At 64.5% G+C, this 24,286-nt stretch carries 22 protein-coding genes and 1 tRNA gene; 15 read left to right on the forward strand and 8 right to left on the reverse strand.

The genetic code is table 11. The features are described from left to right. The first annotated feature begins 58 nt into the window (after positions 1 to 58). From AABD04_RS22595 to AABD04_RS22620, 6 genes are all read left to right on the forward strand, one after another. A complete protein-coding gene (locus AABD04_RS22595) occupies positions 59 to 1,039 on the forward strand; it encodes an SDR family oxidoreductase (RefSeq protein WP_341442563.1) in 981 nt (326 codons plus the stop codon). After that, a complete protein-coding gene (locus AABD04_RS22600) occupies positions 1,036 to 1,821 on the forward strand; it encodes an SDR family NAD(P)-dependent oxidoreductase (protein WP_341442564.1) in 786 nt (261 codons plus the stop codon). Before AABD04_RS22595 ends, AABD04_RS22600 begins: the two co-directional genes overlap by 4 nt. 12 nt (positions 1,822 to 1,833) lie before the next feature. Next, positions 1,834 to 2,550 (forward strand): TetR family transcriptional regulator, encoded by a 717-nt coding sequence (locus AABD04_RS22605; RefSeq protein WP_341442565.1) that lies wholly within the window; start codon positions 1,834 to 1,836, stop codon positions 2,548 to 2,550. 130 nt (positions 2,551 to 2,680) lie between these two features. Then, positions 2,681 to 3,316: a VOC family protein gene (locus tag AABD04_RS22610; RefSeq protein WP_341442566.1), complete on the forward strand. Its 636-nt coding sequence runs from the start codon at positions 2,681 to 2,683 to the stop codon at positions 3,314 to 3,316. A gap of 29 nt (positions 3,317 to 3,345) precedes the next feature. Then, a complete protein-coding gene (locus tag AABD04_RS22615) occupies positions 3,346 to 4,272 on the forward strand; it encodes a fumarylacetoacetate hydrolase family protein (protein ID WP_341442567.1) in 927 nt (308 codons plus the stop codon). Then, positions 4,269 to 6,044: an FAD-dependent monooxygenase gene (locus AABD04_RS22620; RefSeq protein ID WP_341442568.1), complete on the forward strand. Its 1,776-nt coding sequence runs from the start codon at positions 4,269 to 4,271 to the stop codon at positions 6,042 to 6,044. The genes AABD04_RS22615 and AABD04_RS22620 overlap by 4 nt, the downstream gene beginning before the upstream one ends. On the opposite strand, the gene AABD04_RS22625 is transcribed toward AABD04_RS22620, so the two are convergent. Continuing rightward, a complete protein-coding gene (locus tag AABD04_RS22625; protein ID WP_341442569.1) occupies positions 6,026 to 6,793 on the reverse strand; it encodes a tryptophan-rich sensory protein in 768 nt (255 codons plus the stop codon). The two genes, AABD04_RS22620 and AABD04_RS22625, sit on opposite strands and share 19 nt — an antisense overlap. Positions 6,794 to 6,906: 113 nt before the next feature. Between AABD04_RS22625 and AABD04_RS22630 the strand changes: the two genes are divergently transcribed. Genes AABD04_RS22630 through AABD04_RS25210 form a run of 3 tightly spaced genes read left to right on the forward strand, consistent with a single transcriptional unit; the run spans position 6,907 to position 9,188 of the window. Further along, on the forward strand, positions 6,907 to 8,115 hold the full coding sequence (locus AABD04_RS22630) for an alpha/beta hydrolase family protein (protein WP_341442570.1): 1,209 nt from the start codon (positions 6,907 to 6,909) through the stop codon (positions 8,113 to 8,115). Then, a complete protein-coding gene (locus AABD04_RS22635) occupies positions 8,109 to 8,999 on the forward strand; it encodes an alpha/beta fold hydrolase (protein WP_341442571.1) in 891 nt (296 codons plus the stop codon). Before AABD04_RS22630 ends, AABD04_RS22635 begins: the two co-directional genes overlap by 7 nt. Further along, positions 9,000 to 9,188, forward strand: coding sequence for a VOC family protein (locus AABD04_RS25210; protein ID WP_423228247.1), 189 nt, complete (start codon positions 9,000 to 9,002; stop codon positions 9,186 to 9,188). A gap of 194 nt (positions 9,189 to 9,382) precedes the next feature. Here the strand turns inward: AABD04_RS25210 and AABD04_RS22640 are convergent, their stop codons facing one another. The 7 genes from AABD04_RS22640 to dcd form a co-directional block, all read right to left on the reverse strand. Beyond that, the gene (locus tag AABD04_RS22640) at positions 9,383 to 10,498 is read right to left on the reverse strand and encodes a fused (3R)-hydroxyacyl-ACP dehydratase subunits HadA/HadB (protein WP_341442572.1); all 1,116 of its coding nucleotides are present in this window, start codon (positions 10,496 to 10,498) and stop codon (positions 9,383 to 9,385) included. Positions 10,499 to 10,548: 50 nt separating this feature from the next. Continuing rightward, positions 10,549 to 11,517: an Hsp70 family protein gene (locus AABD04_RS22645; protein ID WP_341442573.1), complete on the reverse strand. Its 969-nt coding sequence runs from the start codon at positions 11,515 to 11,517 to the stop codon at positions 10,549 to 10,551. Positions 11,518 to 11,653: 136 nt separating this feature from the next. After that, positions 11,654 to 11,941: an ANTAR domain-containing protein gene (locus tag AABD04_RS22650; protein WP_243595174.1), complete on the reverse strand. Its 288-nt coding sequence runs from the start codon at positions 11,939 to 11,941 to the stop codon at positions 11,654 to 11,656. Positions 11,942 to 12,091: 150 nt separating this feature from the next. Next, a complete protein-coding gene (locus AABD04_RS22655; RefSeq protein ID WP_341442574.1) occupies positions 12,092 to 13,201 on the reverse strand; it encodes a hypothetical protein in 1,110 nt (369 codons plus the stop codon). Positions 13,202 to 13,282: 81 nt separating this feature from the next. After that, positions 13,283 to 14,725 (reverse strand): CYTH and CHAD domain-containing protein, encoded by a 1,443-nt coding sequence (locus tag AABD04_RS22660; protein ID WP_341442575.1) that lies wholly within the window; start codon positions 14,723 to 14,725, stop codon positions 13,283 to 13,285. A 55-nt stretch (positions 14,726 to 14,780) separates the two neighbouring features. Continuing rightward, positions 14,781 to 16,316 (reverse strand): Hsp70 family protein, encoded by a 1,536-nt coding sequence (locus AABD04_RS22665; protein WP_341442576.1) that lies wholly within the window; start codon positions 16,314 to 16,316, stop codon positions 14,781 to 14,783. 154 nt (positions 16,317 to 16,470) lie between these two features. Beyond that, complete coding sequence (gene dcd, locus AABD04_RS22670; protein ID WP_243595178.1) at positions 16,471 to 17,049, reverse strand: dCTP deaminase; 579 nt, start codon at positions 17,047 to 17,049, stop codon at positions 16,471 to 16,473. A 140-nt stretch (positions 17,050 to 17,189) separates the two neighbouring features. On the opposite strand from dcd, the gene AABD04_RS22675 reads away from it, so the two are divergent. From AABD04_RS22675 to AABD04_RS22700, 6 genes are all read left to right on the forward strand, one after another. Continuing rightward, complete coding sequence (locus AABD04_RS22675) at positions 17,190 to 17,903, forward strand: hypothetical protein (protein WP_243609137.1); 714 nt, start codon at positions 17,190 to 17,192, stop codon at positions 17,901 to 17,903. Then, a complete protein-coding gene (locus AABD04_RS22680) occupies positions 17,900 to 20,014 on the forward strand; it encodes an Rv1355c family protein (protein WP_341442577.1) in 2,115 nt (704 codons plus the stop codon). The genes AABD04_RS22675 and AABD04_RS22680 overlap by 4 nt, the downstream gene beginning before the upstream one ends. A gap of 118 nt (positions 20,015 to 20,132) precedes the next feature. After that, complete coding sequence (locus AABD04_RS22685) at positions 20,133 to 21,914, forward strand: putative bifunctional diguanylate cyclase/phosphodiesterase (RefSeq protein WP_341442578.1); 1,782 nt, start codon at positions 20,133 to 20,135, stop codon at positions 21,912 to 21,914. A 32-nt stretch (positions 21,915 to 21,946) separates the two neighbouring features. Continuing rightward, positions 21,947 to 22,020 (forward strand) — tRNA-Gly (locus AABD04_RS22690). A 284-nt stretch (positions 22,021 to 22,304) separates the two neighbouring features. Beyond that, positions 22,305 to 23,156 carry a glycoside hydrolase family 16 protein gene (locus AABD04_RS22695; RefSeq protein ID WP_341442579.1) on the forward strand — a complete coding sequence of 284 codons (852 nt, stop codon included), beginning with the start codon at positions 22,305 to 22,307 and terminating at the stop codon, positions 23,154 to 23,156. A 168-nt stretch (positions 23,157 to 23,324) separates the two neighbouring features. Beyond that, positions 23,325 to 24,281, forward strand: coding sequence for an esterase/lipase family protein (locus AABD04_RS22700; RefSeq protein WP_335740433.1), 957 nt, complete (start codon positions 23,325 to 23,327; stop codon positions 24,279 to 24,281). Positions 24,282 to 24,286: the final 5 nt, after the last annotated feature.

Consider the following 24,286-nt stretch of genomic DNA (forward strand, 5'->3'; position numbering starts at 1 on the left):
CTATGCAATATTCGCAAAAGGGCCGGAGTTCGCCGGGCCCACCCGTCAAGGAGGTCCGATGATCACGGTTACCAGCGCTGCAGGCGGAGTCGGACGACTACTCGTCCGACGACTGGCCACACGGAATGTGCCCATTCGCGCGGTCGTCAAGAACGAGAGTCAGGCTGCGACCACCCGCCGGGACGGAGCGACCGAGGTCGTCGTGGGCGATCTACGGTCGGCCGAGACGCTCGACAACGCACTGGCCGGGACCGACGTCATCTACCACGCGGCACCGACCCAGGTCATCGACGAAAGACCGATCATCGAGCACCTGATCGCCTCGGCACCGGCACAGGGATTGCAGCACATCGTTTTTCACTCAGTGATCCATCCGGACCTGCATCAGCTGACGCATCATCACCAGAAAGACATCGCCGAGGGACTGTTGCGTGAGAGCGGAATCCCCACCACTGTGTTCAGACCCTCGCACTACATGCAGAACTACCTGGAAGTGTGGGAGTTCCTGCAGGCCGGGGTCATGCCGTATCCGGTGTCACCGAACAGCGTCATGGGCGTCGTCGACCTCGCCGACGTTGCCGAGGCCGCAGCGAACATTCTGATCGACCCGTCGCCGCACACCGGTCACACGTACGACCTGTCCACCGTCGAACTCACCCGCCACGAGATGGCCGAGATCTGGTCTCGAGTACTGGGCCACCGGGTCACCGCCGTTCGGATCCCACCGTCGTCGCTGACGAACTCGCTGAACGTACTGCCGTCGATGGCCTCGGTCGTCGGACATGCACTGCAGTCGACGAAACTGAACTCTGTCGGTCACCTCGTTCGCGGTGCGCAGGCCGCATCGAACCCTCGCGACATGAAGAATTGGCCGGCCGACGCACGTGAGGCGTACCGCACGATGATGGCCCACTACGACCGCCAGGGCCTCGCGGCGGGAGATCTGACGGTTCTGCCGACACTGCTCGGACACGCACCCACGTCTTACGAAGAGTTCGCGCGGCGCTCCTGCAGCGAATTCGGACGCTCGGACCGATGAGCCGCAGAGCTTTTCGATACAGTCCGGGTCGCTCGCTGGTCACCGGCGCGAGTTCGGGAATCGGAGCCGAATTCGCGCGAGCTCTGGCCGCCCGCGGCTCCGACCTGGTACTCGTCGCGCGGCGAGAGGACCGACTGTCAGCACTGGCAGAGGAGCTCGAATCGGCCTACGACGTGCGCTGCCGAACCGTGCCCTGGGACCTGTCCGAGTCCGCGAGTGGCCGCCGGCTACGCGAGATCGTGCCGGAGCGCATCGATCTCGTCGTCAACAACGCGGGATTCGCCGTGCAGGGACCGTTCGCCGACGGCGACGCCGACGACTTCGAGCGCCTCGTAGCCGTCGACATCCGTGCTGTGGTGGACATCTGCTCGGCCTTCCTCCCCGACATGATCGCCCGAGGAGAGGGCACCATCGTCAATGTCGCCAGTACGACTGCGTTCCAACCCGTCCCGACTCTCGCGGTGTATGCGGCCGCAAAAGCGTTCGTGCTGAGCTTCAGCCAGTCCCTCTGGTTCGAGTCGGAACAGCACGGCGTCCGAGTGCTCGCACTCAACCCTGGCCCCACCCATACCGAATTCTTCGACGTCATCGGTGACTCGGCCACCGCCACCGGCACCTACCAGACACCGGCCGACGTGGTCGCCACCGCCATGATGGCGCTCGACTCCAAACGATCTCGGCCGCATGTTGTTTCGGGACGTCGCAATTCACTACAAGCGGCGATGGTGGGTATCGTCCCCGCACGAGTTCTGCTACCCGCCCTCGCGCGCATGCTCCACTAGACTGTCACGATCATGGCCAGGGTCTCCAGATTCACACTCGACGATCGCAAGGAAGCGGTGGCGCGCGCATTCGGCGGTTCAGAGAGCCCAGCGGCCGTCGCGTCGTCCCTGGGCATTCACACCACCACGCTGTACCGCTGGGCCGGGTCGTCCGCAACGGAGGAACCCGGGCCCGCACCGGCACGACTGATCGAGGCCACCCAAGAACTACTGCGGCACGCCGACTACGCGGACATCACGATCGAAAGTGTCGCTGCCCGATGCGGTCTCGCGCCGAGAACGGCCTTCCACCACTTTCCCAGCAAACGCGACCTGTTCCAGGCTGCAGTCGACGACGCCGCTACCGTGCTGATCGAGCGCATCGGTGAACGGTCTGCGGATGCCGGCTGGCCGAACACCCCACTCGAGCAGTTGCAGACATTTCTGCGAATAGCTGCCGAAAGCATCTACGAGACGCCGCGCACGCACGTGCTGTTCCGCAATCTCGGCGTACCGAAATCCGAGGGAACCGCCGAACACTGGCACGACAGCTTCGTGAACGCGATCGTCGAATTGCTCCGCGCCGCAGCCGAGGCGGGGCAGATCGACCGCAACACCGACCTGCTCGCAGCAGCGCGCCTCCTCACCGGGGCCATGCGCGGCATACACACGGCAGTGTTCGACGGTGCCGATACCGACACCGCCCTGACGCTCGTTGGGCGTGTTCACCTGCTGATCCCACCCGCCTGATTGCCACTCCACCCGACCTCGGGCACCGGTCGACGGCAAGATTCGACTGACTGTCAGTCAAATTATTGACTGACAGTCAAAGTAGACATAACCTGGATCACACTTCGCGATCACGACGAAAGGTCGATTCATGAGCGCACAGCAGGATGCACCGGCAACCACGACACCCCGGGTCGCGCCCGACTACATCGCGCACTGGGTCGTCAAGTCGGCTCGCACCGAGGAGATGGTGCGCTGGTACGGCACAGTGTTCGGTGCAGAGATCGCGTACCAGGACGACGAGATCACGTTCTTGACCTGGGACGACGAGTCACACCGACTGGCGATCATCGCCGTACCGAAGCCCGTCAAGTTCCTGTTCCCCTTCGCCAAGCTGCGACGCAAGGCCTACGGCATCGACCACATCGCCCTGACGTTCGTCTCGCTCGAACGGCTGCTGGAGAACTACGTGCGGCTCAAGCGCCTGGGCATTGTTCCGGTGTGGTCCATCAATCACGGACCCACGATCTCGCTGTACTACGAGGATCCCGACGGCGTTCGGCTCGAGTTCCAGGTGGAGAACTTCGACCCGGACAACACCGCGGCCTTCTTCTTCACCGAGGAATTCGCGCGCAATCCCATCGGAGTCAACATCGACCCCGACTACCTCCTGAGCAGGCTGCGCAACGGAGCCACTCACGAGGAGCTGCGGCAGCGTGAGGCGGGCACGAGGCCCGGCCGGCCGGTGGTCGCCAACAAGAAGACCATCACTCCGAAAACTTTGTGACCGAACTTCTAGGGGGGAGATCGAACATCATGCCTATCAACATCATTCGGACCGAGGACAGCTGGTGGCGTCTCGACGGCGATCAGGCCGTTCGGATCGACACCGATGCCCGGACCACCCGTGAGCTTCTGGCCGACCGCACGGCCGTCGATGCCGCTTCGGGAGCAGGGACGAACATCACCGAGCTCGAGCTCGTCTCGCCCATCACCGCACCGTGCCGAGTGGTGGCGCAGTTGCTCAACTACCGTTCGCATGCGATCGACGCCGGATCGGACCCGAAGACGCTGCAGCCGACGTTCTTTCGCAAGTCGTCCGCGTCGATCAGTGGCCCGAACGATCCCATTCGACAGCCACCGGAGGTCGGGCTGCTCGACTACGAGATCGAGCTGGGCGTGGTGGTCGGTGCCGATATTCCCATCGGGACGACGGTCACCGACGACGACCTCGGTTCCTATGTCGCCGGCTTCGTCGTCGCCAACGACGTCTCGGCTCGGGAGATACAGCTGACGAAAGTGCAGGTGTACGAGAGCAAGTCGTATCCTACCTTCACCCCACTCGGTCCCCGATTGGTTCTGCTCGACAACGACGAGTTGCGTCGACTGCCCGAGCTACGCATGACATTGGCGGTCAACGGCGAAACTCGACAGGACCAGACGATCGGCAACGATCTCATCACTCCTCCCGCCGACGCCTTCACCCGACTGGCCCGTTTTCAGAACATGACCGCAGGCGACGTTCTGCTGACCGGAACGCCGATCGGCACCGCGATCTCGGCCCCACCGAAAGCGATTCAGAAGATCGGCGAGCTCATTCCGCCTGCACTGAAGTGGAAGTTCTTCTTCGCGCGACAGGCCAAGAACCCGAAGTATCTTTCGGTGGACGACGTCGTCACGGCCACCATCCGTACCCCGGACGGCTCGATCGATCTGGGCACCCAGGAAACCATCGTCCGATGAGCAGCCCGGTCGTCATCATCGGTGCGGGGCCTGCGGGTACCACCGCAGCGCTTCTGTTGGCACGCAGAGGTATTCGCACCGTGCTGCTCGAGCGTCGAAGGAGTCCGCTGTTCCATCCGGCGGCACACGTCATCAATGCTCGAACGCTGGAGATCTGGAACGAGTACAGCCCCGAACTGGCCAAGTCGATAGCGGCGATGTCGCCTCCGCACGACCAGGTGAACTTGATCAGCTGGTACGGCGACCTGGCCGGTGACGCCATCGGGTCCATCGATCTGCTGTCCGATCCCGAACGCAAAGCCGTCGTGGAGAGCCAGAGCCCCTACATGGTTTCGCACATCGGCCAGCACATCCTGATGCCGGCGCTGTGGGACGCAGTCGACGCAGAACCGCTGATCGAATTTCGACGCGGAGTCACCGTGGACTCGGTCGAATCGTCTCCCGGTGACGCCCGTGTCGCCCTCCGAACAGCGATGGGCGACAACACCGAGGTGCGTGCCCCGTACGTGCTGGCCTGCGACGGTGCCAACAGCGCAACCCGGGATGCCGCAAGGATCTCGCTGACCGGGCCGGTACTGGCCAACATGGGCAGTGCCTTCTTCACCTCCACCACACTGTTTCCCGACGACGCGCGTCCGTTGTTGAGTTGGATCTACACCCCGGACCTGTGTGGGGTGCTCATCTCGCATGCGGATCATCGCTACATCCTGATGACGGCCTACCTGCATCCCGATCAGGAGATAGCGAGAAACGGCCGACGATTCTGGGAGAAGACACTTCCGAAGGTGTTGGGATCCCACGACTTCGAGCTGGAGTCGACCGGAACCTGGGTGATGACCTCGCAGACGGCGGACAGCTTTCGACGCGATCGCCTGCTCCTGCTCGGCGACGCCGCCCATCGTTTTCCGCACACCGGCGGCTTCGGTCTCAATTCGGGTGTGCAGGATGCACACAACCTCGCGTGGAAGCTCGACGCCGTGCTCTCGGGCACGGCGGCTCCGGAGCTGCTCGACACCTACGACACGGAGCGCCGCCCCGTGGTGGAGAAATTTGCCGAGCAGAGCGTCGCCAACCACTTCCGGATGGACGACATCGGCAAGCGGGTGGGCATCACCAACGCCATGCTGGCCAAGGCAACTCAGGCCATGGGGCGGGCTCCACTGAACAAGATCCCGGGCCGACTGATCGCGCCCCTCGCGGCCGCAGCAACACGCAAGCAGATGAGCCGGTCACGGAACCTGCGCCCGGATACCCCCGGGTCCGCGAAACTCCGCGCCGAAATCGCCGACGCGATCCCCCTACAGGTGGAGCACTTCGTCTCCACCGGACTGCAATTCGGCTACCTCTACGACAGTCCGCTCGTCGCGCAGGACGCGTCGGCGAAACCCACCGAGGACGTGGTCGATTACGTGCCCACCACGTACCCGGGCGCACGGATGCCGCACGCCCTTGTGTCGGTCGACGGTCAGCTCGTGTCGCCGCACGACGTACTGGACCCGAACATGCTGACACTCTTCACTTTCGACGGTTCCGCGTGGGCACCAGCGGTGCAGGAACTCGGTGACACGCGGCCCGGTATCGCACTCGTCGTCATGGACCCACCGGTCGGCGTCGATCGAGAGGAGTTGATATCGCTGTACGAGGTAGGTGAGACCGGAGCCGTTCTCGTCCGTCCCGACGGTCATGTCGCATGGCGCACAACCGATTCCTCGGCTCTGCTGTCCGACTTCCTGAACACGCGTTGGGGAAGCTACTACGCCGCGACGCTCTGACGGCCGGTGGCCCGCTGCGATCGAAGCCTGATCCCCACGGTCGCCAGCGCGACGACAGAGGCGGCGAGCACCGCGGTCCATCCGACCGTCGTGTTCGTCACCTCTCCCGCCAGCCGACCCTGCGCCAGCCACGCCAGGCCCCACACGATGGCGAGCATCGGCGCGATCGCCCCGCCTGAATACCGGGCCAGCAGTATCCCGACGGCAGCGGCGACGACGAGCACGGCAATCGCCCATGCCGGTGCGGCACCGGTGAATCCGAGACTCACCAGCCATGCGGAGATGTTGGCGATCGTGGCCACGCACACCCACCCGAGGTAGAGGCCCATGGTGCCGTCGGTGATCACCGCGTCGGCGACTCCCTCCGCTCGATGCTGCTGCATCAGCACGAACACGCGGACGAGCACCGCCAGCAACGCAACGATGACCACGACGCTCAGCCATACCTGGCCGAACTGAATCGCGAGAATCCACGCCGGGTTGAGCAACATCGACGCGACGATCGGTGCCCGCAGGGCGTCGTGACGTGCAGTGCGCCCGGGAAGGAACTGCCAGACGGCGTACACGATCAGCCCGGTGTAGATCACCGACCAGATGGAGAACGCAGGCCCAGCGGGTGCCACCAGCGTCGACGTGGCACTGAGCGCTCCGCCGGCCGCCTCGGCGATGGGCGTACCGATCCATGCGCCGGAGCCGAGAAACGACACGACAACCGCTACGACCGCACTGACGACGACACCGATCTTCATGGCTGGGATAGTCCCCCGAAAGCAGAAGAGGCAAACACGGCTGTTGGGCGGGGCGGGGGCTGCGCAGCTCCAGCAGTCGGCCACCGGTGACCTCGTTCTGGTAGACACGCGTTGTGCTTTCCTACTCCCGATCGATGTCCGCTGCCGCCTGCTGCCTCGCAGTGGCCGTGACTGTGGGTTGCAGTTCGACGCCCTCGCAGCCCGTCGCCTCGTCGACCACTGCCTCGACCACCGCACCGGCCCCCGAATACGACCTGACGGGTGTGCCGGGCACCGTTCTCGATTCCGAGGACTTCGGTGAGCGATCCGCCGAACTCTCCGACACGGGTGCCACGCTGTACCGGTTCGTCTACGAGTCCACGTCGGGCGTGGACAACTCCCCGACAGCGGTCTCCGGAGTTGCAGCCGTTCCGGCAGGAACCCCGCCCGAGGGCGGGTGGCCGATCGTCGTCTACGGACACGGCACCACCGGCGTGCAGGCCGATTGCGGACCCACCCTGTATCCGGATCTGCTCGGATATCAGTTCGTGGTGCAGGATTTCACCGCACTCGGGTACGTCACCGTGCTCCCCGACTACCAGGGCCTGGGCACCGGCGGCGGCACCCATCCGTACCTGGAACCTCGGACCGCCGGAAACAACATGATCGACGCGGCTCGCGCAGCGCACACCGCATTGCCCGACGTGTCCACTCGCTGGGCCGCGGTCGGCCTGTCGCAGGGTGGCCAAGCAGCGTGGGCCGCAAACGAACTCGCTGCTTCCTACGGTCAGGGCCTGGACCTGGTGGGGTCGGTGTCACTGTCGCCGCCGACCGACCTGACGCCTCTGGTGCGGTCCGCTGAGGACGGAACCTTGACCAGGCCGCAGAAGGAACTGATGCCGTACTTGCTCTACGGCGCGCAGCACGTGGACCCCGCGATCGATCCGAAGGACTACAGCGGCAGCGTCGCCGAGGCCAACAACGAGCTGCTGCTCACCTGCCAGGGCGGAGACACCGAGGGCAAGGAACGAGCAGTCCAGGCAATGGCACCCGACGAGTTCGCAGCCGATACAACGGAATCCGAGCAACGACTGTTCGACGTGGTGGGCCGCTACACACTCCCGCAAGTGCGGACCGAGGTGCCGATGTTCGTGGCGTACGGAGCGAAGGACGACGTCGTGCTGCCGCAGTGGACTGCCGACGGCGTCGAGAAGGCATGTGCCTTGGGTGATTCGGTCGTCGCCCAGGAACAGCCCGAACAAGGTCACGACGTCAGCGACGAAGCGGCCATGCAGTTCCTCGCCGCCGTGTTCGCCGGCCAGTCGGTGCCCAGCACATGCTGACGAGCGGCTCCGAAACGGAGCGAATCACCGAGTACACCCACGACGGCCTGGTGTTCGATGTCCTCGACCAGGGACCGCTGGACGGCCCGGTCGTGTTGCTGCTGCACGGATTTCCCGAGCGGGCATCGTCGTGGTCCGCAGTGATGGCGATACTCAACGACGCAGGCATGCGGACGATTGCTCCGGATCAACGAGGGTACTCACCGCGCGCCCGGCCGAGGCGGCGTCGGGACTATCGCGTCGGTGCACTGGTGGGCGATGTAATCGCTTTGATCGACCGCATCGGACGGCCGGTTCACGTGGTCGGACACGACTGGGGCGCGAACATCGCGTGGGTCACCGCGGGCCGCCGACCCGACCTGGCGTTGTCGCTGACGGCATTCTCGGTTCCCCATCCCGGCGCGTTCATGACCGGCCTGCTCAGCTCGAAGCAAATACTGCACTCCTGGTACTTCGCGTTCTTCCAACTGCCGATACTGCCCGAGAAATGGATGGCGCGCCCAGGCCAGAGGGCCGAAAAGTGGTACGGGAGAAGCGGTATGACTGCGGACGACCTGGAGCGCACGCGCACGGAGATCGTCGAGTACGGCGCGCTTCCCTTCGCTGTCACCTGGTATCGCGGACTGCCGTTCTCGAACCCGGGCATCGGTCGCCTGCGCATCACCGTCCCGACCTCGATGGTGTGGAGTGACGGCGACACCTTCATCACCCGTTCCGCCATCGAGAATGCCCAGCGATACGTCGATGCGGCGTACACACTGACAGTCCTGCCCGGCATCTCGCACTGGATTCCGACGCAGGCATCGAGAGCGGCCGCCGCCGCAATCCTGACCAACGCCGAACTCGCAGTTATGCAGGGATTCGACACCGATTCGTCTGCATAACTGCGAGTTCGATACGCGGTTGCCGCAGACTTTCGCGTCGACACCGTCGAACAACTCGACGAAGAGCACTCGCGCGCAATCGAATTGGGGGCGCGGCTGTTGCGGGATCTGCGAGACGATCCAGAAGAGCCGATCCGAATCTATGCCGACCCGGCCGGGCACCCCTTCTGCATCTTCGTAGGGGCGTGAACGTCACACATCTACGCCCCTCGTCGGAATCCGCACCCCCTGCAGGGGGTGTGGATTACAACGAAGGGCGTCAATGCCGCTACACCGTGCCGATCAGCTCCCCATATATGGATACCCGACGCCGATCGGAGTCAGAAATCCAAAACCGAGGAGCCGATCCGCGGCAAAGGCGACCACACCACGGCCGCAGGCACTCAGCCCAGTTGCACTGTCGCGGTAGCGCGGTGACCGAAGATTCGCTTGCCCTCGAAGGTCGCTCCCAATGAGATGACCGCTGTACGCGTCGCCTCGTCCTTGGACTTGATCTTGCCGGTGAAGACGATCTCGGCGGCCTTGTGGGTGTCCACGGGAATGGGGGTGGTGAAGCGAACGGTGTAGTCCTTCACAGCACCCGGATCGCCGAGCCACTCGCTGATGTAACCGCCGCCGACGCCCATCGTGAGCATTCCGTGCGCCAGCACGTTCTCGAGATCGATCATCTTGGCGAACTTCTCGCTCCAGTGAATCGGGTTCGCGTCGCCGGCAACGCCCGCGTAGTTGACCAGGTCACCACGAGTGAGACTCACTGTGCGCGAAGGAATCTCGTCGCCGACGTTCACCTCGTCGAACTTCTGCGTCGGCTGTCCCCGGTACTCCTCGACGATCAGCGGCTCGTGCTCCTGCGGAGTCGACAGAGTGTCGTGCTCACTCGAATCGGCACCGCTGGTATCGGTCGTCGCACCGAACATCACGATATTGCGAGCTGCCTCGGCGATAGCCGGATCGATCTCACCGGACCGGCCGACGAGCAAGGTGGTGTACGTGGTCTGCACCAGTTCGTTCTTCTGGTTGGACACGACGTTCTTGGTGACCATCATGTCGCGACCCATGACCGTCTTGAACGAGTCGAGCGAAACATCGCACGTCAGTTGGTCGCCGGCGAGGATCGGCTTCTGGAACACCAGCACCTGATCGGTCTGCAGGATCTGACTCAGGTCGTACCCCTCCGCGATGGACTGGAGAAGCTTCTTCTGCGCGAGAGTGCCGACGAGCGACATGAACGTCAGAGGTGCAACGAGAGCACTGTGACCCAGCGCGGCCGCGGCGTCGCCGTCCCAGTGCGCGGGGTGGAAGTCCTGGACGGCCCGGGCGTATTCACGAACCTTCTCCCGACCCACCTCGTAGTAGTCCTCGGTGCGGTAGTGATAGCCGACCATGCTCCGAGCATGTTCCGCCGGATCGAATGCTTCCGCGCCGGGTGCTGCCGTACCGGACTCCGCTACCTGCTCTGCCACTGTTGTCCCACCGTCTCGTCCCCTGCTGTTCATCATTACCCGAGAAACCTACCCAACAACGGCGTTCGTTGGCCAGGCCGGCGGGTTCAAGCCGAACGGTGTCGCGGAGCGTCGTGGTATCCCACCATTCCCACCATCGTGGCCTGTCGGTACGGCACTGCGTCGGCGATCGTGGCTCCGCGCGGGCGGTGCCGACGCGAGGCGACGGCGTCGACCGCCATCAGAGCGGCACCGTGCGCGGTGAGGGACTCGGGATTCGCGGGTGCAACGACCGGCAGCATGAGATCGCGGCGGAACAGGCGTCGAAGCGACGGGATGTTGGCGCAGCCGCCGACCATCACCAGCGCGTTCACGGCACAGGGCGCGTCGACGATGACGCTGGCGACCCAGTCCTCCAACGACCCGATGCTGCGCTCGAGCACATCGTCGAAAGTATTGCGCCACAACCTCACCGGACCACCGATGAACGGCCCGGCGACCTCCGCCACGCGCAGTCGGGAGAGCTGTTCGCGTGCCGTACGGGTGGAGACCATCAACTGCGCTCGGGCGTGCTCGGACGCCAGCTCGTCCGCACCGTACGTCGAGAGCAAGTAGCGCGAGATCTGCTCGTCGCAGCTGTTGCCACCGAACAGGGTGGTGCGCACCGAAGTGAAGACCGTTCCGGTTGCCGGGTCCGCGACGGACATCGTGGTCCCGGATGCGCCGACGTCACAGATCGCCACGGTACGAGCGCCCTCGAGCTGGCCGGTGCCGCGCAGATACCGCAACTGAGCACCGAGTTCCGATGCGACCAGCAGGCGGTCGGCCTCGTAGGTGGAGTATGCGGACGTGCGCGCGCGAGCACCGGGATCGTCGGGCACAGCCAACACGATGTCGGTTCTCTCGACCATCTGATCGCGCGACATGGACTCCAACAGATCGAGGGCGACCTGCAGGTGGTCGTCGGGATCGAAGGAGTGCACGATGTGGGCCGACCGTACCGACTCGTCGACCGCATCGACGGCGACCCCTCGGGCAGTGGCGGAACCCACCGAAACACCAAGGACTGTTCTCATGTTCCCTCGCCTCGACTGGCTACTCCGACCTGCCGATACTAGCCGTCGAACCGTCTCGTGGACAGTATTTATGGCATCTTGGTGAACTTTTGGTTTGTTTTGGGAGAGGTAACAAGAAAGAGCAGCGACTTCTGCGTCAGGCGACGTGATCGAAGGGGTCGCGACGGTCGGCAAGCAGCGAACCCCACTCCTCCTGCGCCGACGTCATCGCAGCACAGGCGACACCGTTGGCCGAGTCCATTCCACGCGCGGCCGCGACGATGGAACGAGCCGACTGCACCAGCGACACATCGAAACGAAAGCTGTGGGCCGCCAATTCGGCGAACGCTTCGTCCGGACTGCAGCCACGCAGCGCGATGAGAACACCCACCGCCCTGTCGATGGTCGTGCGGGTCACCGGTTCTGCTGCGGGATTGTCGGTCATCGGATACTCACCGTCTACTGGTCGATCACTCGATGGTAGCGACGCGTGAGCAGAAGTTCAGGTGTCCGAGTCGAATTCACATACCCGTCACGAGAAGGACTTGTCGAAGTATCAAAACCACTCGCTCACAATGGAATCAGCGAATCGATGTCACTCGACCGAATCCTCCGACGGGCCTGAGTCAGCAATGAGGTCGGCGGTGGTGGGATCAGTGGTGGTGGGATCGGTGGTGGTGGGCTCGGTGGTGGGGGGATCGGTGGTGACGGGATCGGTGGTCACCGGAACTTCGGTGGTCGGCTCGGACGGGTCCGTCGACGGAACCTCGGGGTCGGGGTCGGGCTCGACGGTCGGCGATTCTTCACCGCCCGAATCGCCGCCATCGGTGTCACCGCCGGTACCCCCTTCCGGTCTTCCGCCGGCCGGATCTCCCTTCCCCGAATTGCCGCCGCTACCCGAATCACCGCCGCTCGACGGCACCTCGCTGCCCGGAGTGACGACCGGACCCGTCGGCAGTACTTCGCTCCAGGTACCGACTGGGAGCGGCCCGTACACGGGTGACTCGAAGAGCGCCGTCTCGGCCGGTGGACTCGACACTGCACCGACAGAATCGGCGACCACCACCAGCGGCGGAGACCCGGTTGCATTGCTTCTGCTCGACGGCCTCTCGGCAACAGCGGTGACGTCAGCGGTGTCGACCACGCTGTTCTGCGTTTGACCGACAGCCGTCAAGGCCCAGACCGTGGCTCCGCTCAGCGCGGCGAGAACCGCGACGCCCAGAGCGATCATCGTCAGTCGCGCGCTGCGTGGGGTGTCGGACGCGTCTGCCTCGGCACGACTTCCGTCACCATCGCCCGGCGCGGGGCCGTCGGATACCGTGTCGCCCCTCCAGACGGCGGGGCCGGTCGCGATACCGATCAGCGCCGCTGCGATTCCCAACGGAACCTCGTCGTTCAACCGCGGATCTCCAGCGTCCACGACCCCGACATCGCCGACCTGGTGGGCAGCCAAGGCGGCGCGAACTATCCCGCAGAGCGCGATGCTGTCGCAGACCACCGCAGATCCGGCGATGAGCAGGTCGTTCTGGGCCGCCTGCACCCTCATGATTCCGAGCATCGTGGTGACGGCGTCACCGACACCGCCGGGAGCCGCGGCGACGGACACAGTGCGAGCGGAGATGGGCCCGAGTTCGGGCAGGTCGGCCTCGACCAGAACAGCCGACACTTCTTCGACACCGACGTGTACGCCGAGCGCTATGGACATGGTCGTCGACTCCCCCGAATTCGATTCGGGCTCAGAGTACACTTCGAGCCCCTAATCGGGGAAACATACCGTTTTCGTCGATCAGAACTCCATCGCGCTCGCCTCGCTTCGGGCCGCCTCTGCAGCGCGACGCTCGCGCTCGAACAGCAGCCCGAACGTGAATCCGTTCTCTCCCGTGGTCGTCCCCGCCCTCGCACCGAGTGTTCGCAGAATGTCCGCAGCGATCACCGCGTCCTGATGCTCGCCGAGTACTTCCTGAATCGTCTTGAACCGCTTGATGTTCGTCTTCGAGGATTTCTTGTCCATCACCGGTGCGACCAACTCGGCCGCATATCGAGCTCGCTTCGACGCCTTCCGTGCGCGATGCAACGCCTCGTCGTCGGTGCCGCGCACAGCGCTCCTGGTGCGATCGATGGCCTTCTTCCCGGCCTTGCGCGCAAGCTTGACCAGCAGGCGGTCGCTGACCTCGCCGTCTAACGGCAACCCACGCGACCATGCCGACACCGTCGTGAGCAGTTCGCGGTAGCGTTCGCCGTCGAGTTCGGTCATCGCCGCCTCGCGATACCTGATCTGCTCGGCCAGCAGGTCGTTCTCGATGCGCGACGCCACCGGGCCCAACACGAGTTCGGGCGGCAGTTCACGCAGCGCCGCCGCGAACCGAGCACGCTGCACCTGCCGATCTCGCACCTCACCGAGAATGCTTGCATACCAGGCCAATTCGGCCTCCAGGTGCGCCGCTGGCTCGTCCTCGAACACGCTCCCGAACACCCGAAGAGTACTGCGGTATCGCCGAATCGCCACCCTCGTGGAGTGGATCGGATCCAACCCTCGGCGCAGGTACACATCTCCCGCAACGATTGCCTGTGCCTGATCGTCGAGGTAGTTCATCAACAGCTGGACCCCGGGTTCGGCGGGTGCCTCACGCACCACCGACAACGCCCGATCCAGCTTCGACGGATGTGCCGACGGCCGCGCTCCGGCAGCGCGGAGCGCCTTGCCTGCCTTCTTCAGGAAGGACTCCGAGCCGGCGGGCCCGAGCTCCACCTCGACCTCCCGCCAGCGCGGACCGGTCGCGCCGCCGATGAGAACCACGGACACCTCGTCGTCGGCGATCTCCGCGACCACGGACCCTTCGGCGTCGGACACCGTGTGGATGGTGCGATGGGTGGTCAGTGTCGCGACCGCGGACAGCTCCCCACCCATCACCGCGCCCCGAAGCACGTCGCTCAGCTCGTCCGGGATTGCATCGTGCGCGCCGCTGCCGAGCGGGAGCCGAATCTCCGTCCGGGCCTTCTCTGCCGGGACCTTCGCATGCCAGCCGTTGTCGGAATCACCGGTGCGACGCCGCACGGTGATTCCGCGGCGCAACAGATCGTGTCCGACGGTATCGAAGTACTCGCTGCTCAGATCGGTCTCACTCGGAATCAGTGCGCCTCCGTCCGGCACCAGTGAAGCGAGAGTGGGCAACTGGAAATCTGCGTCGACGTCGAACTTGTCTTCGCGCTCGGTCTGAATCGACTCCATATCGCCCATCCTGCCTCGAGTGCCGGGGCCGGTGTCGTCGGAAACTACAGACCGGTCAGCGCCGCGGTATGCCGAAGTCCGGGAACGGAAGATCGAACGGCCGAGTCGATCGCGTCGTGGTCGTCGCGCGGGTGGTCGTGGTCGCACGCGTCGTGGTCGGCTGCGCGGTGGTGGGACGAGTGGTCGTTGCGGGAGGCACCGCCGTCGTCGGGGCCACGGTCGCCTGGTCGCGGGTGGACCGCTCGGGGGCCGTCGACTCCTGGGCCGCGGACGGGGTACCGGTCGTGACCACCGCTCGACGGGCCGTAGTGCTGGTCGCCGGATCCGTCGTGGTCGGCACCTCGGACGACGACGTTGCCGACGCACCGATCGGCGCGGAGGTCGTCGTCGTCGTCGCGAGCGGCAGCGAGGATGCAGTGGACGCGGCGGGCGAACCGTCGGCCGCCGGCACCACCGACTGCGAGCGAGCGATCTGCGAGGAGTCCTGCGAGGAATCGACGGACGACACCGGATCGTCACCGCTGGTTCGCGCCGCCGCAGCGACCATGGTTCCGGCTACGGACACCGCAACCAGCGCCGCGAGCGCTCCACCGAGATGCCGTGACTTGTTGGCCCTGGTGGTTCGCCTGGACGAGGTGTCGCTGTGTCTGGGGCGTTTCGAGACCACCGCGCCGGGGGCAACAGCGGCGACTTCGAACTCGTCGGAGCTACGCTCGACGGCGGGGAACCGATCGGTGAGTGCGTCGCGCGGCGTCGGCGCAGGCCGCAGACCCGAGGTTCGGGCGATTCCAGCGGCACCGTGCGCCGCCAACAGTTCCGGCTGCTCGGGGACGTAGACCGGCATCGACACCGCGTCGAACAGGACCTGCTGGACGATCTGCATGTTGGCTCCGCCACCGACCGCGACGACCGCGTCGATGTGAAAGCCCTGCGCGCCGACGGCGTCGAGCACGTCGACGGCCATCGAGACGGCTCGGTGTACGGAATCTCGGACGAGCTCGTCGAGATTGCCACGCCACAGCGATACACGTCCGCCGACGAACGGTCCCAGGATCGACACGCTGCGGAGTAGGGAGAGTTCGTGTTTTCCGTTGCGGACATCGTGAACGAGTTGTCTGCGAGCCTCGACCGTCAACGCCTCAGCTGCCCCGAACGTCGAGATGAGCTGCTCGCACAGCACACGATCGCAGTCGTCGCCGCTCAATTCGTCCGTTCGACGCGCTGCGAGAACCCGCCCGCTGTCGATGTCCACGACGGACACCGAGGTACCGGACGCGCCGACGTCGAACAGAGCGACACAACGCTCACCTGCCAGTACACCCGTCTCGCGCAGCGCGCCCAGCTGGGCACCGAGTTCCGACACGAGCATGACGCCGTCGGAGAAGTCCTGGTCGTACGCCGTTCTGGGGTCGCTCTCGCGCAGCGCGAGCACCGGAAAGTGGTGGCCGGACGCGTACTCGGTCGCCAGATCGTGCACCGAGGTGATGACGGTGTCCCAGGGATCGGGGGCGAGGCCGTTGGGTGCGGGTTGCGACGCGACCGGCTCGTGCACTTCCAGCACGACACCGGGGTGGCCGTCGTCAGTGATCACACTGCGGAGACCACTCGACCCCAACGAAGCACCGGTAACCGCGGACACTCGAAACCTCGCTCTGGTAGGCCCCAACCCACGTGAGGTCTCCAGAGTAGCGTCACAACCGCACGTTCACCACGTTTCGGTGCGGCGAAACAGACTACACGATCGTCTAGTCGACGCTCGACCGAACGAAATTCAGGTACGCCTTCGATGGCGTCGGCCCGCGCTGACCCTGATACTTCGACCCCACGGCGGCACTGCCGTACGGATTCTCGGACGGCGACGACAGCCGGAACAGACACAGCTGCCCGATCTTCATGCCCGGCCACAGCGTGATCGGCAGATTGGCGACGTTGGACAATTCCAACGTGATGTGGCCGCTGAAGCCCGGATCGATGAAGCCTGCGGTCGAATGCGTCAGTAGACCCAGCCGCCCGAGCGAGCTCTTTCCTTCGAGCCGGCCTGCCAGGTAGTCCGGCAGCGTCGTCAGTTCCAGCGTCGAGCCGAGTACGAACTCACCCGGGTGGAGAACGAACGGCTCGCCGGCCGCGGGCTCGACCAACGTCGTCAGCTCGTCCTGCTGCAGCGACGGATCGATATGGGTGTAGCGAGTGTTGTTGAACACCCGAAAGAGCTTGTCCAGCCGCACATCGACACTCGACGGCTGAACCATCGACGGGTCGAAGGGTTCGATCGCCAAGTTGCCCAGGGTCACTTCGGCACGGATGTCACGGTCGGAGAGCAGCACCTCTGCAGGCTACTGGTCCCCGACGGTCTCCCGCGACACACCCGAGCCCCGATCTCGACGTGTAGCTCGGCAAAAGAAAAGCCGGACAATCTGAAGGCGCAACCTTTCGCATTCGGGCAACTCCTATCAGGAAGACTGACATGACAATTCCGTTCGACGTCCCCTCGTACTGGGATCACCGATCCCAATGCCTCGTTCTGGCCACCACTCCTGCTGAGAATCCAGCTTTGTGGGCACAATTCCTGGACGGCGCAGAAGAAAGCTACATGCGACACGGTGTTACCACCGCACTCGAAATGTCGACCATTCGTGACGGCGGCACCACTGCACTGTTCTTCGCCGCACTCGACCGAACCGGACACATAGTCGGCGGGGTACGGGTGCAAGGGCCGTATTCCTCGGTCGACCAATCGCACGCACTGATCGAATTCGCCGAATACCCCGAAGGCCGTCGCCACGTGCACACCATGCTCGACGAACGCATCGGCTACGGAGTCGTCGAACTCAAGTCTGCGTGGGTCGCTCAGGACGCACCCCGTGGCCGTGCCGTCACGGCAATGATCGCGGAGTCCCCCGCCTACAGCGCGGCGCTGCTCGGCGCGCGCTACGCCCTGGCCACTGCGGCCTCCCACGTCCGAACCGCATGGCTCGGCACCGGAGCGGTCATCGCCACCCAGATCGCGCCGATCCCCTACCCGGACGATCGCTACCGAACCGAGGTGTTCTGGTGGGACAGAACAACAATCGCCTTCAATGCCGACCTGGCCACCTGGCGCCGGATGCGGCGCAACACGGTCACCCTGCTCGCACACCGCCGCGCAGCAGTCGCACTCCCGGAAGCAGTCGCATCATGAACGATCGAACCACACCCGACCACAGTTGGAAGCCTGTGATATTCGACGAGACGGACGCCACACAGCGCGCCGCCCTCGACGAACTCAGACGCGACCCGACCCTCACATTCCTCGATGAGCGACCGACGCAGAGAGTGGGGTTGCAGTCACTTCTACCCAGCCCTGAGCAGAGCCTTCTCGACGAAAGTGACAGGTGGGTTTTCTTTCCGTGGCGCAAAACGGTGGTTGCGGTTCTCGGACCGAACTCGTTTCGACACCTCAGACTCGACAGAAACAGGAACAAGATAACCCTGGCCGAACAGAATTCCTTGGGAGATCTCACGATAGGAATCATCGGTCTCAGCGTCGGGCACTCCATTGCCCACGCCCTCGCACTCGAAGGGATATGCGGGACGCTTCGCCTCGCCGATTTCGACGAGATCGAACTGTCCAACCTCAACAGAATTCCGGCCTCCATCCTCGATCTCGGTATCAACAAAGCAGTCGTCGCTGCCCGACGCATTGCCGAAATCGACCCGTATCTACGCGTCGACATCACCCAGGACGGAATCACCGACGACACCATCGACGAGTTCTTCGACGGACTGGACGTGCTCGTCGAGGAATGCGACTCCCTCGACGTCAAGGTCCGCGCCCGCGAAGCAGCCAGGTCACGGGGCATCCCGGTGCTGATGGAGACCTCCGACCGCGGATTGCTCGACGTCGAACGGTTCGACCTCGAACCCGACCGCCCGGTGTTCCACGGCGTCCTCGGCGAGATCGACTCGACGAGCCTGCGGGGGCTGAGCACCCGCGACAAGATCCCGATCGTGCTCGATCAGCTCGACGCCTCCCTGCTCTCCGCCCGGATGGCCGCCTCGATGGTGGAAGTGGGTGAAACGATCGAGACCTGGCCACAATTGGGCGGCGACGTACAACTCGGCGGTGCGACCATCGCCGCCGCTGTTCGACGCCTCGGCACCGGAGCACCACTGCCGTCCGGGCGCATCCGCATCGATCTGGACACCCATCTCGACGCCCTCGCGCCACCGACACCGACGCGTCCAGCGCGGTCGACGATCGACACTCACCACACCTCCGTCGATGCCGACGCACTGATACTCGACGCGGCCGGCCGGGCACCGTCCGGTGGGAACAGTCAGCCGTGGACGTTCACGCGCGACGGACACACCGTGCGGATCGGCGTGGACAGAACGCGAACCTCGACCCTCGACATCGACTTCCGCGGCAGCTGCGTGGCAGTGGGTGCCGCGGCCTTCAATGCGCGGGTGGTGGCCACCGCACAGGGCAGGCTCGCCGGTACGGACATCACCGAGTACGGAGTCGCGATCGCGCTGCGCGAGGGCGACCCGCACCCCGTCACCGATCGACGCCTGCTCGACGGGGTTCTGACGCGGTGCACCAATCGGAACATGGGCACCGGCGCACCCCTGGACGCGGATATCGCCGACGACATCGCCGCTGCGGCGGAAGCAGAAGGTGGACGGGCCGTACTGCTGACGGCACCCGAATCCATCGCCGCGGCCGCGGATATTCTCGCCGCTGCCGACCGAATCCGGTATCTCACACCGCACCTGCACCGAGACATGTTCTCCGAGTTGCGCTGGCCTGGAGATCTCGATCCCGATCGGGGAATCGAGGTCTCCACGCTGGGAATCGACGACGCGGACCTGTCCAAGCTCGAGATCGTCAAGCGACCGGACGTGATGGAGCTCGTGCATGCCTGGGGCGCAGGCGCGGCTCTGGAGAGCGACATACGTGATCGAGTGCGGTCGAGTTCGGCGCTGGCAGTCGTCGTCGTGCCCGGATCGACGGCCGAGCATTACATCAGAGGAGGATGTGCAATGGAGAACGTATGGGTAACTGCACATTTGCGCGGACTTGCGGTGCAACCCGTTTCCCCCGCGTTCCTCTACGCGCACACCGCGGCCGAGCATCGGCAACTGTCTCCGCATCACGCAGAAGTGTTGCAGCAGTTGAATTCTAGGTTCCGGATGCTCTTCGACCTCGCCAGCGCCGACTCCATGGCACTGGTGTTGCGGCTGAGTTGCGCCCCAAAATCCACGATTCACAGCCGCAGACTTCCTGTTTCGGCGTCCGTCTCGGGGTAGAGTCCGCCCGAAGACCAGGGGGAACAGTCCTGCACTGCGTCTACTCAGAGGCGGGAGTGGAGTCCTGGAGAGCACACAGACGCTCGAGGTCCTCGTCACCGGCGTCGCAACCGAACTCATGGGAGTCGATGCGGCGACGGTGCGCGAGGCCTACGACTCCGTTCTGCGGCAACTCGTGGACTACCTCGGTATCGACTTCAGCTTCCTTCGGCACAACGATTTCGAGGCCAGAGCCACCAGGCTCACTGCGGAGTGGCCACCACGATTGAGCGTGCCCGATCCCGATCCGTTGGCAGTGGTCTACTTCGACGACGCCGACTCGGTGTTCCGACTGGCAGAAACACTGACCGAACCGGCAGTGTTTCGGCCGGATCCGGGGCAGGAGGACTACCGCCGACGCGTCGAGCAAGGGTCAGGATTCTCCGCGACGTCGATGGCCGTGGTCCCGCTGCTGCACTCCGGCCGCACCACCGGCATCCTCGGCTTCATCAAGATCGGCGATCGAAGTTGGTCCGAGGCGGAACTCAACGCGCTCAAAGCAATTGCTGCACTGCTCTCCCAACTGCAGGCGCGAGTGAGCGCCGAGGAGCAACTTCGATTCTCGGCGTTACACGACGACCTGACGAAACTGCCGAACCGCACGGCCTTCGCACAGCATCTCCGAGAGCGACTCTACCCGTCCATGCCGGGCCCCGTCGCGGTGATGCACATCGATCTCGATCGACTGAAGGCATTGAACGACTTTCTCGGGCACCTTGCCGGAGACCACTACCTCGTGACCATCGCCCAGCGACTACAGAGTTTCGTCGGTGGAACGGCAGGCCTCGTCGCGCGGCTGGGCGGAGACGAATTCGTCGTCGCGCTCGCCGGGCCGTGCTCGGCGCGCGTCGCGACACACCACGCCGAGGTGATCGCCGATGCCATGAACGCACCCGTCACCCTCGGAGTCGAACGGATCAGCAGAAGCGCGAGCATCGGAATCGCCTTCGGGCTCCCGGGCAAGCACACCGCGGAGTCACTTCTGCGGCAGGCAGATCAAGCCGCCCTGGTGGCCAAACGCGCAGGCGGCCACGACATCGCCCTGTTCACCGAGGAAATGCGCGCCGAGTCCGAGCTTCGCAACGACGTCGAGATCCACCTGCGCGACGCCATCGCGGGCGACTCGTTGACCCTGCACTTCCAGCCCGAGGTGGACCTCGTCACCGGACGCATCACCGCTTTCGAAGCACTGGTTCGATGGCAGCATCCCACCCGAGGGCTGCTCCCTCCGTCCGCCTTCATCCCGGTCGCAGAGGAGACCAACCTCGCCGGTGAACTCGGTCGCTGGGTCCTCGACCGCGCCTGCCGCACCCTCGCCGACTGGCGCCGCGAGATCCCCGACCTCGATATCGCGATGCGCGTGAACATATCCCCCGTCCAACTGGTCACCAACGGCTTCGTCGGTACCGTCGCACGAGCCCTCAACGAGTTCTCCATAGCCGGGCCCGATCTCTGCCTCGAGATCACCGAAGTGGCAGTGGTGCAGGACCTTTCCCGCACCCGCGTGACACTGCGCGAACTCCGTGAACTCGGCGTGCAAGTGGCCATCGACGACTTCGGCACCGGCTACAGCTCGCTGTCTCACCTCAAGGAACTCCCCGTCGATGCACTCAAGATCGACCGCGCCTTCGTCACGGACCTCGGCGACGACGACAGCGGCGACCTCGCGATCGTCCGGTCCATCCTCGGGCTCGCCCGGGCATTCGGACTGAGCATCATCGCCGAAGGCGTCGAAACGGAGAGCGCAAGGAAGACCTTGGTCGAACTGGGATGCACCCGCGCGCAGGGCTACCTGTTCTCCGAGCCGGTAGCAGCCGACGACGCCCTCGCCCTGCTGCACTGCGTGCGCATCGACATCTGAGCGCCCTGCTAACCTGGACATCCGCACCACACGCCGGTGTAGTTCATTGGTAGAACGCGACCTTCCCAAGGTTGAGAGGCGGGTTCGATTCCCGTCACCGGCTCCACCGATCGCCCCGCCCGGGGCCGTCTCCGCAGACTCCGCTCCTGTCTGCTCACCCAGCACGACTCACCGACTGCATCGAGTCACTGCCACCACTCCTGAAACAAACCGACCACCGCTGAATATCGGTCACTACCTCGTTTTCGACCGTTAGCGCGGCGAATTCAATCATTGTATTCGCAAGAATTCCTGCATTTCAGAAGAGACTTCTGCCGCCCGCTTTGTCGTGCTAGAAATCGAATGTCGACATTTGTTCACCGACATATGACCTGACAGGAATCCCCCCTCATGAAATCACTATCGACAATTGTTGCGGTCGCGCTGACCACGATGGCCGTGGTCGTCTCGTCGGCGACCGCCGCCCCCGCACTCGCCGCACCTGCGAGAACCCAAGGCGGAGCAGGAACCCTGCTGTGGGAAGATCAGTTCAACGGATACGGCGGGCCCGACCCCGCCAAGTGGGGCTTTCAAACCGGCCGCTGGGGCGCGAGTTCCGGTGAGCAGCAGTACTATACAGATTCTTGGAACAACGCCAACCAGTCCAACGGTTCACTGAACATCACCGCACGGCGGGAGAATCCGCCCGACCGCAAGCAAGCACCGTACAACTTCACCAGCGCCCGCGTGGTCAGCATGTACAAGCAATCGGCGACGCCGCCGGTGCGCATCGAAGCATCGATCAAGATGCCGCGCGCCCAAGGCTTGTTGCCGGCATTCTGGACTCTCGGAATGCAACCCGGTGGCGAATATTCATGGCCGAGCCAAGGGGAAGTCGATATCGTCGAAATTCCCGGGATGTACGGGCCTTCATTCAATTTGCACGGCCCGGCCCGATCGAACCCCAATCAGGACGTGAAAGCCGGCGGCAGCATGAATCCCGTCGACAGTGGATTCCATACATACCGAATCGACTGGCTACCGACAAGCATTACCTGGTTCGTCGACGGAATCGCGCGATACTCCCTGAATCAAGCCCAGTACGAGGCGAAAGGCGGCAATTGGACCGCATTCTCGGGTACTTGGCCGCATTACATCCTGCTCAACGTCGCCGTGGGCAACAACTGGACCGGCAAGACACTGAACAGCACGCCGTACCCGCAGACGATGAGTGTCGATTGGCTACGCGTGAGTCGGCTCTGACCTGCACAGCAGCCTGTTTCACCCGCACGGGGCTCAGCCACCACGGCTGAGCTCCGTTCGGTGTGCGCATTCGACTCGGTTTCGGCACCAGAACAATTCTTGTGACTTTTCTCAGCAATGACGTTTACTCGTAGGGACATTCCACAGTTCGAGGAATATCGTCATGCCATGCGTGGACCGCGACGAAGTCTGATAGCCCTCGTCATCGTCGCTGCCGCGACTCTGCTCCCGCCGGCCGCACAGGCATCGCCCCTGATGCCCATCGCCGCTGCGCCCGAGCAACCCGATCACGCCGATGCCATCCGCTATGCAGGAGCCAATCGCGACGCAGCACCTCCCGGAGCCAACGACATGGACTGCAAGCCCACGGCAGCCCATCCGAATCCCGTTGTTCTCGTGCACGGAACCGACTCCACCGCGTACTCCGACTGGGCCGGTTTCGCGCCGATCCTGAAGGCAGCCGGCTTCTGCGTCTTCGCCATCAACTACGGCACGTCGCCGGACGGAGAGTCCAACGGCTACGGTGTCATCGAAGACAGTGCAGCACAGCTGAAGTCGATGACGGTCTCGATTCTTCGAGCGACCGGTGCCGCCGCGGTGGACCTGGTCGGCTACTCACAGGGTGCCGCAGTTGCCCGGTACTTCGTCAACAGGCTCGGCGGTGCCTACGCCGTCGACCGCTGGGTGGGAATAGCGAGCCCGACGTACGGCGGCACCATGTACGGAGTCGCGCCCGTCGTGCAGGCGGTGCCCGGTGCAACCACGGTGGTGGCCGGCGAATTCGGGCCGGGCCTGGCGCAGTTGATGGCCGGGTCCGACTTCCTCGACCGCCTCAATGCGGGCGGCGACACCGTCCCGGGAGTGGAATACACGTCCATCGCCACCCGAGTCGACGAGGTGATTCAGCCGTACACCAATGCGCTGCTTCGTGATCCGGGGGCGCACAACATCGTGGTGCAGGACGTGTGTCCCGACACCGAGGTCGCGCACTTCACGTTCACCTATGACCCCACCGCACTACGCTTGGCACTCAACGCCCTCGATCCGGCGAACGCCAGCCCTCCGAACTGCGTTCCCGTTCCACTCGGGGCAGGGATCCTCGACGTCGTCCTCGCCAGCCATTGATCCTG

The sequence above is a fragment of the Rhodococcoides navarretei genome (assembly GCF_038069675.1).
GTDB classification, from domain to species: domain Bacteria; phylum Actinomycetota; class Actinomycetes; order Mycobacteriales; family Mycobacteriaceae; genus Rhodococcoides; species Rhodococcoides navarretei.